The organism is Paraburkholderia franconis (assembly GCF_009362735.1).
Taxonomy (GTDB): Bacteria; Pseudomonadota; Gammaproteobacteria; order Burkholderiales; family Burkholderiaceae; genus Paraburkholderia; species Paraburkholderia franconis.
The window spans coordinates 113993-123234 of record NZ_WHNP01000026.1 but is presented as its reverse complement, the minus strand read 5'-3'; the positions used below and the strand labels follow the sequence as shown (position 1 = coordinate 123234).

The 9242-nt window shown below is 60.6% G+C and carries 9 protein-coding genes and 1 pseudogene; 6 read left to right on the top strand and 4 right to left on the bottom strand.

What is annotated here, in order from left to right:
• Positions 1-403: 403 nt before the first annotated feature.
• Together ltrA and GCT13_RS25665 are read left to right on the top strand one after the other, a co-directional pair.
• Positions 404-1673 (top strand): annotated as a pseudogene (ltrA, locus tag GCT13_RS25670) (group II intron reverse transcriptase/maturase).
• Positions 1674-1881: 208 nt separating this feature from the next.
• Complete coding sequence (locus GCT13_RS25665; protein WP_152762876.1) at positions 1882-2295, top strand: VOC family protein; 414 nt, start codon at positions 1882-1884, stop codon at positions 2293-2295.
• Between the two features lie 42 nt (positions 2296-2337).
• Here the strand turns inward: GCT13_RS25665 and GCT13_RS25660 are convergent, their stop codons facing one another.
• Both GCT13_RS25660 and sap1 read right to left on the bottom strand, forming a co-directional pair.
• Positions 2338-2916 carry a YaeQ family protein gene (locus tag GCT13_RS25660; RefSeq protein WP_152762874.1) on the bottom strand — a complete coding sequence of 193 codons (579 nt, stop codon included), beginning with the start codon at positions 2914-2916 and terminating at the stop codon, positions 2338-2340.
• 533 nt (positions 2917-3449) lie between these two features.
• Complete coding sequence (gene sap1 / locus GCT13_RS25655; protein WP_152762872.1) at positions 3450-3791, bottom strand: surface attachment protein Sap1; 342 nt, start codon at positions 3789-3791, stop codon at positions 3450-3452.
• 498 nt (positions 3792-4289) lie between these two features.
• Between sap1 and GCT13_RS25650 the strand changes: the two genes are divergently transcribed.
• From GCT13_RS25650 to GCT13_RS25640, 4 genes are all read left to right on the top strand, one after another.
• Complete coding sequence (locus GCT13_RS25650) at positions 4290-4916, top strand: LysE family translocator (RefSeq protein WP_152762870.1); 627 nt, start codon at positions 4290-4292, stop codon at positions 4914-4916.
• 147 nt (positions 4917-5063) lie between these two features.
• Positions 5064-5231: a hypothetical protein gene (locus tag GCT13_RS25645; protein WP_321574621.1), complete on the top strand. Its 168-nt coding sequence runs from the start codon at positions 5064-5066 to the stop codon at positions 5229-5231.
• Between the two features lie 36 nt (positions 5232-5267).
• A complete protein-coding gene (locus GCT13_RS50605) occupies positions 5268-5399 on the top strand; it encodes a hypothetical protein (RefSeq protein ID WP_265335306.1) in 132 nt (43 codons plus the stop codon).
• Between the two features lie 310 nt (positions 5400-5709).
• Positions 5710-6003 carry a hypothetical protein gene (locus GCT13_RS25640; RefSeq protein WP_227747005.1) on the top strand — a complete coding sequence of 98 codons (294 nt, stop codon included), beginning with the start codon at positions 5710-5712 and terminating at the stop codon, positions 6001-6003.
• Positions 6004-6248: 245 nt separating this feature from the next.
• On the opposite strand, the gene GCT13_RS25635 is transcribed toward GCT13_RS25640, so the two are convergent.
• Positions 6249-7478 carry a tyrosine-type recombinase/integrase gene (locus GCT13_RS25635; protein WP_152762866.1) on the bottom strand — a complete coding sequence of 410 codons (1230 nt, stop codon included), beginning with the start codon at positions 7476-7478 and terminating at the stop codon, positions 6249-6251.
• Positions 7479-7628: 150 nt separating this feature from the next.
• Positions 7629-9029 (bottom strand): tRNA uridine-5-carboxymethylaminomethyl(34) synthesis GTPase MnmE, encoded by a 1401-nt coding sequence (gene mnmE / locus GCT13_RS25630; protein WP_152762864.1) that lies wholly within the window; start codon positions 9027-9029, stop codon positions 7629-7631.
• Between the last annotated feature and the right edge of the window lie 213 nt (positions 9030-9242).

Sequence of the window (9242 nt, the reverse complement as noted above, 5' to 3'; positions counted from 1 at the left end):
CGTGTGCGCCCAGCATGGGCGCACTCCTGCGGGTGGAAGTCCCGCCATAAGCTGATCACGGCAAATGAAGTGAAGCGCAACTGCATGAGGGTGACCGAGTGTGGGGAGGAAGCGTGGAGCGTAAATCGCGAGCCGATGGACAAGAACCGTATAGAAGGCGCTGCCGAGCAGGGCGAGCGGGCACGTAACCGCGAAGCTCCCGTGATCAAGGCGAAGTGGCGTAGATGCGGCGGTTGTGCGATGAAGGAGTGCGTTCTTACCTGGGGAGATCTCGCCTTGTGCCTGAAAGGGCGACGGCGTCGAGCCGGAGCGAGAAGTCAGCAGAGGCCGTAGTAGTCACAGGACAGGTCGATGAGACCGAAGCTAGTGATGAAGGGCCGAACGGGAAGGAGTGTCCAGCGTCATGTCGAAGCGGCAGGCAATGTGTCAGATGCCCGTGCAAACGGGGCGGGCGGGAAATGTGCGCGGTGAAGCCGCGCGTATACCTGCCAGCGACGAAGCCTGCGGCTCGCGGCATGAATCCGGGGACACAGGGTCATCGCTGCTGATGGCGGCGCTGACGAGAGAGAACCTGAAGCAGGCGTTCAAACGGGTACGGGCCAACAAGGGAGCCGCTGGCGTGGACGGTCTGGACATTGACCAGACGTCGCGCCATCTGGTGACGGCGTGGCCCGCGATCCGTGAACAGTTGCTGAAGGGGACGTACCGGCCCAGTCCGGTACGGCGGGTGACGATCCCGAAGCCGGAGGGCGGCGAGCGTGAGCTTGGCATCCCGACGGTGACGGACCGGCTGATCCAGCAGGCGTTGCTGCAGGTGCTGCAGCCMGTTCTGGACCCTACATTCAGCGAGCACAGCTATGGCTTCCGGCCCGGACGGCGTGCACACGACGCGGTGTTGGCCGCGCAGTCGTACGTGCAGTCGGGCCGGCGAATCGTAGTGGACGTTGATCTGGAGAAGTTCTTCGACCGGGTCAACCACGACATCCTGATCGCGCGTCTACAGAAACGTATCGGAGACGCCGGGGTGATCCGTCTGATCCGGGCGTACCTGAACAGCGGCATCATGGATGGCGGTGTGGTTCAGCAACGTGAACAGGGCACGCCGCAGGGCGGGCCGCTCTCGCCGTTGCTGGCCAACGTGTTGCTCGATGAGGTGGACAAGGAACTTGAGCGGCGAGGCCACTGCTTTGCGCGCTATGCCGACGATGCGAATGTCTATGTTCGCAGCCGCCGTGCGGGCGAGCGGGTGATGGCGCTGCTGCGTCGTCTGTATGGGCGCTTGCGGTTGAAGCTCAATGAGACCAAAAGCGCGGTGGCCAGTGTGTTCGGTCGCAAGTTTCTGGGCTACAGCCTGTGGGTAGCGTCCGGCGGTATCGTTAAGCGCAAGGTGGCGGTCAAACCGCTGCAGGCGTTCAAACGCCGCATTCGTGAACTGACCCGTCGTAGTGGCGGGTGCAGCATGAATGCGTCACCGGTTGCGCGTCATCCAGCTTAAGCAATGGCGCCGCGGGCCGACCATCTACCGGGAGCTACGGGCGCTGGGGGCACCGTCCGCTGTGGCGCACCAGGTGGCGGCGAACAGCCGTCGCTGGTGGCGTAACAGCGGCCAGCTCCTGAATCGCGTGCTGACCCTCGCATACTTCGATCGGCTGGGTGTGCCAAGACTCTCGTAACCTCAACTTCCCGAACCGCCCGGTGCGGACCCGCATGCCGGGTGGTGTGGCAGGGGTACGGCCTCATGGCCGTCCCCTATGCCGATCCGCAGTTTTTCACTCATGGTCCCTTGCTGGGGCCGGAAGAGACGCCCAGCCTCAGCCCTTGCACGCGTTTCCTTCTAAACTGGGTTCTTCAACACGAACTCCAGGAACGGGATGCCGTGCCATGAAATTCCAGATTATCGATATCGACCACGTCGTCATCCGCGCCGCCAATCTGGAGGCGATGACGGGCTTCTACCGCGAGGTGCTGGGCTGCGCACTGGAGAAGGAACAGCGCGACCTCGGCCTGATCCAGCTTCGGGCGGGACGCTCGCTGATCGATCTGTTGCAGGTCGGCGGGAAGATCGATCGGCCGGAAAGCGGCGTACCCGGCGTGGGAAGGAACATGGATCACGTCTGCCTGCGCGTGGAACCGTTCGATGCAGATGCGCTGAAGGTCTGGTTGACCGGGCGGGGTGTCCGGATCGGCGAACAGGCGACGCGCTATGGTGCGGATGGTTATGGTCCGTCGCTGTATCTGTTCGACCCTGAGGGCAACATGGTCGAACTCAAAGGGCCGCCAGACCCCGCGGCATGAACGGAAGACGCGGTTTTTAGGTACACAGAGCGGCTGATCCGCTCAGCGTCCGCCGTGCGCGGCGGGGCGCGCGTCGGCGGCGGCTTTGAGAACTGTCCATTCGACCGGTACGGCATCGGCGGTTTCGCTGCCGAGCCACGCAGCGTTGTCCTGCACGGTGCATTGCAGGCGCATCGTCCGTTCGGCCAGCGCGGCGAGCTCGGGTGCGACGTTTTCGCCCAGCGACCACACCGTCACGTTCCGCAGACGCTCGACCTTGTTGCGCACGCCCTGCCACCAGATGTCGGAGGTCTTGCCGCCGTATGCGATCACGATCACTTCGTTTGCACGGCTGCTCGCCTTGGCGATCCGGCGCTCGTCCGGCTGACCGACTTCAATCCAGGTGTCGATGGCGCCCGTCAGGTCTTTGGCCCACAGGTCGGGTTCGTCGATATCCGACAGGCCCTTGCAAAATTCAAGGCGTTCCTGTGCAAACAGCGCGAACGCGGCCACGCGGACCATCATCCGCTCGTTGGTTTCCGACGGGTGGAGGGCGATCGTCAGCGAATGGTCGGCGTAGTAGTGCCGGTCCATATCGGCGATCTGGAGTTCAGCCTTATAAATTGTCGATTTCAGAGCCATGCTGCAACCTGGTCCAGCGAAAGCGGACCGGATAGTGAATAGAGAGTCTGCGTACCTTGCCATGATCGTTCCCTGCCTTGCAGCGGTCACGCCTCGGTTCGCGCGTCTCGCCGTTGAACACACTGCCGGTTGCCGCTGGGCCGAACTGTGGGCCTTGTTGCGTCAACCGCGCTGCTTTCGCTTCACATTGAAACCAGCAACATGTGTGCCGAACTGGCATGCTTTTGCGCCGCCGCGCGGACAATGCGTCCCGCCTCAGGGTGGGACCGTGATGATACCGAATATGCTGGGACGGTATGACAGCGTGATGAGGCGCGCCAAGCGGCGCTCACAACGTCTCGATGCGGAGCGATAGATGGCTTTGCGCCGAATTGGCGGGACCGGCAGGGAGCTAAAAAACCAGCTAAAAGCGGCGAGGAAATGGAAATGGCCAGACAAAAGTCTGGCCGTGCCAAATCCCGAATGATGTTCTTTCGTTCAGATGTCTGTTATCACCCGACAATCAGTGTCTGGCGAAATCCAACTTTAGATGCCTATTGCTTGATAAAGCGGTCGTTAGTCCAAAGACCCTGAGTGTCGCTATTGCCGGCATTCACGAATTCGACGTCATGGCCGACTACGCGAACGACGCGGAAATCCGAATTTTCCGGCGTCGAGATGCATTGATAACCTGAGAAGAACTCCTGCATTTTCTGCTGTTCGCCCGCCTGTGCGTGCTGCGTGACCGCGTCGAGTTTATCCTTCGACAGGCAGCCATACGCATTCGCCTTGAATTGCACCGTTTGCAGAGGCTTGATCACGACGTCCTGTGCCTGCGCGCCGGCTGCCGCGACTAAGCCCGTCAATGCGAAAAGAATGGCGACTCGCTTTTTCATGGTTACCTCCGTGCGGGTACTGCTCGGTTAGCTATGTGTTTAACTGCCGGAAAAGACGCACAACTAAAAATCTAGGAGAAGTGTTTTGAACGGCAAGCACATTTTGTGTGCGCTCGCAACAGCGGCGAATTGTCGCAGCGATCACTCGGCCGTTTGAACGCCGCCCCGACGCCGCTATGAGGCAAACATTCGGCGGATCGCAGATTGAAATATCGAGCGAAGAGTGGTTCTGGATAATCGTTTGCCGGCAATATTCGCGTTTACGCTTAAACGGCTTTTAAGCGATTTGCGATACCGCATTTGCATGTTGATGCGCTGCACACAAAGTCATTCGTCTAGCTCATCAAATGACGAGATGAATTGAAGTGAATGCAGAATAAAAAAGATGCCTGGACGCGTTTTTACACATTCAGAGGCACGTGCAGGCAAACATAACGGCGGCGACTTGCACAGACGCGACGTTCGTGGATAAATCAACCGCCTCACAGGAGACTTTTCATGACACTCGCTCACTGGCTTCCCTTCGCCATCGCGTCCGCGATCCTTGTCGCGATTCCTGGACCTACCGTGCTGCTTGTCATTTCTTATGCGCTCGGCCACGGCCGGCGTTATGCGTTGGTCACGACGGCGGGCGTCGCACTGGGCGATCTGACGTCGATGACTGCGTCGATGCTCGGACTCGGCGTCGTGCTCGCTGCGTCGGCGACGCTCTTCACGGCGCTGAAGTGGGTTGGCGCCGCGTATCTGATTTATCTCGGCATCAAGCTATGGCGCGCGCCCGTCGCGACGAGCGATGCTTCGGCCGCCGCAGAAACACGCACGGGCCGCATCTTCGCGCACGCATACGCGGTGACGGCGCTCAATCCAAAGAGCATCGTGTTCTTCGTGGCCTTCGTTCCGCAGTTCATCGATACGCAGGTTGCCACGTGGTCCCAGATCGCGATTTTCGAAGCCACCTTCGTCGCGATCGCGACGTTGAATGCGCTTGGGTATGCGCTGCTCGCATCGGCGGCGCGGCGCGCGATTCGCAGCCCGCGCGTGCAACGTGGCGTCAACTGTACGGGCGGAACGCTGCTGATCGGCGCTGGACTCCTGGCGGCTGCGTGGAAAAAGGCGGCTGCCTGAGCGCCACCTCATGCGCGAAAGCGATGAAGCGGGCGCGCGTTTTGCGCGGCGAGAAGCGCGCACATGGTGTGCGCGGTGGATCACACGCAGCGTCACGCAACACGCCTACAATGAAATCGTCGCTGTTCCATCGATCTGGAGGTCACTGTGATCGAGCATCTGATTCTGGGCGCGTTTCTCATCGTGCCGCTTCTCATCGCCGCGTTTCTGTTTTCCGACGAGCTTTGGCAGGAGCATCGCCAGGCGCTGCACGACGAAGAACACCACAAGCGGATGGACTGGCGGCATCCGATACGTAGCCTGCTTCACCATTGATCGGATCACTGACGACGGGAGCGGAAGGAGGCTGTCATGCTGGCCTTCACCTTTTCGTGGACGGAGTACTGGTTGCTTATGCTCGCGTTGATTCTGATCAGCGTCGTGCTGACTTCCCTGTGCGGTTCGGTGCCGCGCGCGCCGGAACCGCATGATGACGATACGTAGCCTTATCTTTTGAGCGCGCGCTCTTTCTCTTCTCTCCTCACAGCTGCGTAAGCGCCCTCGGTTCGCGACGCGGTCGGACGGGCTTTCCATCCTTGTGGCGCGTCGTCGGAAAGACGCCCAAACCTCGTTCTGTTCGCCCCATTCTCAGTCGACGCACACGCGTACGCTTGATGCGATGTCGCCTTTTTTTGCGCCCCACATCGCGTCAACCCTATTTGTTTTTGTAGGCAGTGACTGGCTAAAATGCGGCTACAGTAAATAATCAGATGTAAGTAAATTTTGGCCTTGTCCGGACCTTGCCGGGGACAGCATGAACCGACTAATCGATCAGGAAATTGCACATATTTCGCGCGTCATGTGGCCGGCGCTGCTGGGCGATCTAGGCGGCCCCATCCTTTCTTCGGACTACTGGCGCAAGCGTCTGCACGCACTGCTCGACGCTCCCGCGGTTACCAAAGCCCAGCTTTGCGCTCTCGACAGCCTGCTGCTCCAGCTTGACGACTACGAACGGCGAGCCATTGGCGGGTATTCGGCGCCAGTCACCGGTCAGTCGACGGACACCTGCGAGGAGCGGGGTTCAGAGCCGGTCGCCATTCAAGAATGAAGGGCATGGACTATTCGGAGCTTTTCGTTGATCGCGAAACCTCGCATGTAGCGCGCGAATCCTTATAGACAAAGGTGTCAAGCGGTATATTCATTTACGTGTGTACCTAAGGCTGCGACTAATGCTGGTGGAAGTTTCAACTAAGGCCGCTCGGATTAGAACCTCGCGCAGTTTGGCGCTTCCGCCTCTGCACATTGATCACCATGCATAGCCGCGCGTTTTGTGTACCAATAGCGTCGCGTCTATTATTCGACGCCCCGCGCCGCCCGAGGTAGTCCCACCGACGCATGCGTTTCTCCGGCGAACTGCGCATCCACGAAATCCGCCCACAGTTGCATCTCGTGTTGACTCGGATCGCTGACATTGCGCTCGCGAGTTGAAACGTCCGTCGATTGACCTTGGTCGCTCTCGCCCACAGTCGATTGCACCAGAGCGCGAAGGTGGTTCGCGGCGGTGCGACGAAAATCATCCAGCACGAAATGCTCGCCCTGCAGTCCCAGCGTCTTGACCGCCTGATTCAACGTCCCCTTTGCAATCGGACGATCTTCGTTTCCGCGAGTCGACGGGAAGACGTAAGTGCGGCTCGCCTTCGATTCACGCAACTCGCGCAGCATTGTCACCGCCTGCGCCGAGAGATAAATGCGGCGCTCGCGACCGTTGATCGCGCGCGCGGCGGGAATCGTCCAAATAACGGCGTCGAGATCGATCTCACGCCATGTCGCCTGGATCAATTCCGATTTGCTGGCCATTGTCAGTACGAGCAGATGCAGGGCTAGCTTCAGCGGCCGCCGTATGTCCGAGGTGTAAATGGCGCGCAGCAAGACGCCGATCTCGTCGGCGGAAAGCACGCGAGTGCGGCCATCCTGGTTGGCGATCGTCCGGGCCGGAATGGATGCGGCGGGATTGGCGTCGGCGAGGTGTCGCGCGATCAGGAACGCGTACAGCCGCCTGACGACGTTGCGTGTGTGCAGCGCCATCTGTGGCGCGCCTCTGCGCTTGATGGCGTCGCAGATCGAGTGGATGTCCTCGGTCGTGACCTGCGTGATCTGCTTGTGCCCAATCGCGGGGAGGATGTCCTTGTCGAGCGCGCGCTGCGTGGTTCGCCGATACTCTTCAGACTTGCGGGCGATTTCGGAAGCCACATAAAGCTCGGCAGCATCGCGCAATATGTCGACGCGCTTTTCGGCGCCTCGATCCTGTCTCGCCATCGATACGGGCGAAAGACCTTTCGCAACCATCTCCGCATACTTCTGCGCGCGCGCCCGGGCGACGCGCAGCGACATCAACTGGTAATCGCCGATCGTAACCATCGGTTGCCGGCAACCGTTCAGCGTGTAGCGGAAACGCCAGACCTTCTTCCCGGTCGACATGACTTCGAGGACCAGTCCTTTGCCGTCGGCCACGCTGTAGCGTGTGTCGCGTGGCTGCAAGGCACGGATCTGGGATTCGCTGAGTGGTGTCGCGAGTTTCGGCATCGATTTGATTTGGGTACACAAGACACGTCGAAACCGCAGTTTACCCCGTTGTGTACTCAAAAATGCGCTTGGCTCGGAGCTTATCCACCTCGTGACGGCTTGTCAGCGTGCACCAATAATGCCGGTGTCAGCGAATACGCGCGTCTTTGCCTATTTGCCGATACAGAACCTGCTGAAAATCACACCCAGCAGGTCATCCGAGGTGAACTCACCGGTAATCGAGTTCAACTGCTCCTGGGTCAGCCGCAGCTCTTCTGCAAAAAGATCGAGCGCCTGCGAGTTCTGATCGGCATGTTCAGCGGCCAGTCTTAGATGTTCCTGCGCCGCTCGAAGCGCGATCAGATGCCGTTCGCGTGCCAGGTAGACGCTCTCGGTACCAGCCTGCCAGCCCGCAATGCGCAACAGTTCGCCGCGCAGCAGGTCGATTCCGTTCCCCGTCTTCGCCGACAGGCGAACCTCGCACAAGTCGGCATCGCCGATGCCGTTCAGCCCAACCACGCCCGGCGCGACGTCCGTCAGGTCTGTCTTGTTGAGCACGCGTACGACCGGCACACCTGATGGAAAGCGCGCGGCGATCGATTCGTCGTCGAGCGTCACGCCCGAGCGCGCGTCGAGCAGATGCAGCACGACGTCGGCGCGCTCGATCTCGCCCCAGGTTCGCTCGATGCCGATCTTTTCCACTTCGTCTTCCGTCTCGCGCAAGCCGGCCGTGTCGATCACATGCAGCGGAATGCCTTCGACCTGAATCGTCTGCGCGACCTTGTCGCGCGTGGTGCCCGCAATCGGCGTGACGATCGCCAGCTCGGCGCCTGCAAGCGCGTTGAGCAGCGACGATTTGCCGACATTCGGCTGCCCGGCCAGCACGACCGACAAACCTTCGCGCAGCAGCGCTCCTTGTCGCGCTTCGCTCAGCACGAGTGCGAGACGCTCGCGGATGCGCGCGAGCTTGCCGCGCGCGTCTGCTGCTTCGAGAAAATCGATTTCTTCCTCGGGGAAATCGAGCGTCGCCTCGACGAGCATTCGCAGCGTGATCACCTCTTCGACGAGCGCGTGAATGTCGCGCGAGAACGCGCCTTCCAGCGACCGCCCCGCCGAGCGTACGGCCGCTTCCGTGCTCGCCTCGATCAGATCGGCGACGGCCTCGGCTTGCGCCAGGTCGAGCTTGTCGTTGAGGAACGCCCGCCGCGTGAATTCGCCCGGCTCCGCAAGACGCAGGCCGAATGAGCGACCCGCGTCGATGCAGCGCTGCAGAACCAGCTGAAGCACGATGGGACCACCGTGCCCCTGCAGTTCGAGCACATGCTCGCCCGTGTAGGAATGCGGCGCAGGGAAATACAGCGCGATGCCGCGGTCGAGTGCGTTGCCGCCGTCGTCGAGAAATGGCACATAGCTGGCATGACGCGGCGCGAGTGTTTGCCCCGTCAGCGCCTGCATCATCGGTTGCGCGGCCACTTCTCCTGCGCGGCCAAACGAAATCCGCACAACGCCTATCCCGCCTCGGCCGGGGGCAGTAGCAATGGCGACGATGGGATCGGAATCGGTGGCGAGCATGATGGAAAACGGAAGGAAGCGGGAGGAATCGGCTGGAAAAACGTGCGCGAACGGTGCGCGGAACCGCCGGCATTGTAACGCGCGCCTCAGTTGGCCTCGCGCAGACAATGCGCTCCACTTGCTCATACCGCGAGCCTGAGGTTATCTCAAATGAGATAAGCCTCGTTCAGCATCGATATAGAAAAATTCCGACTTCTCATGTAGGTCTCATCC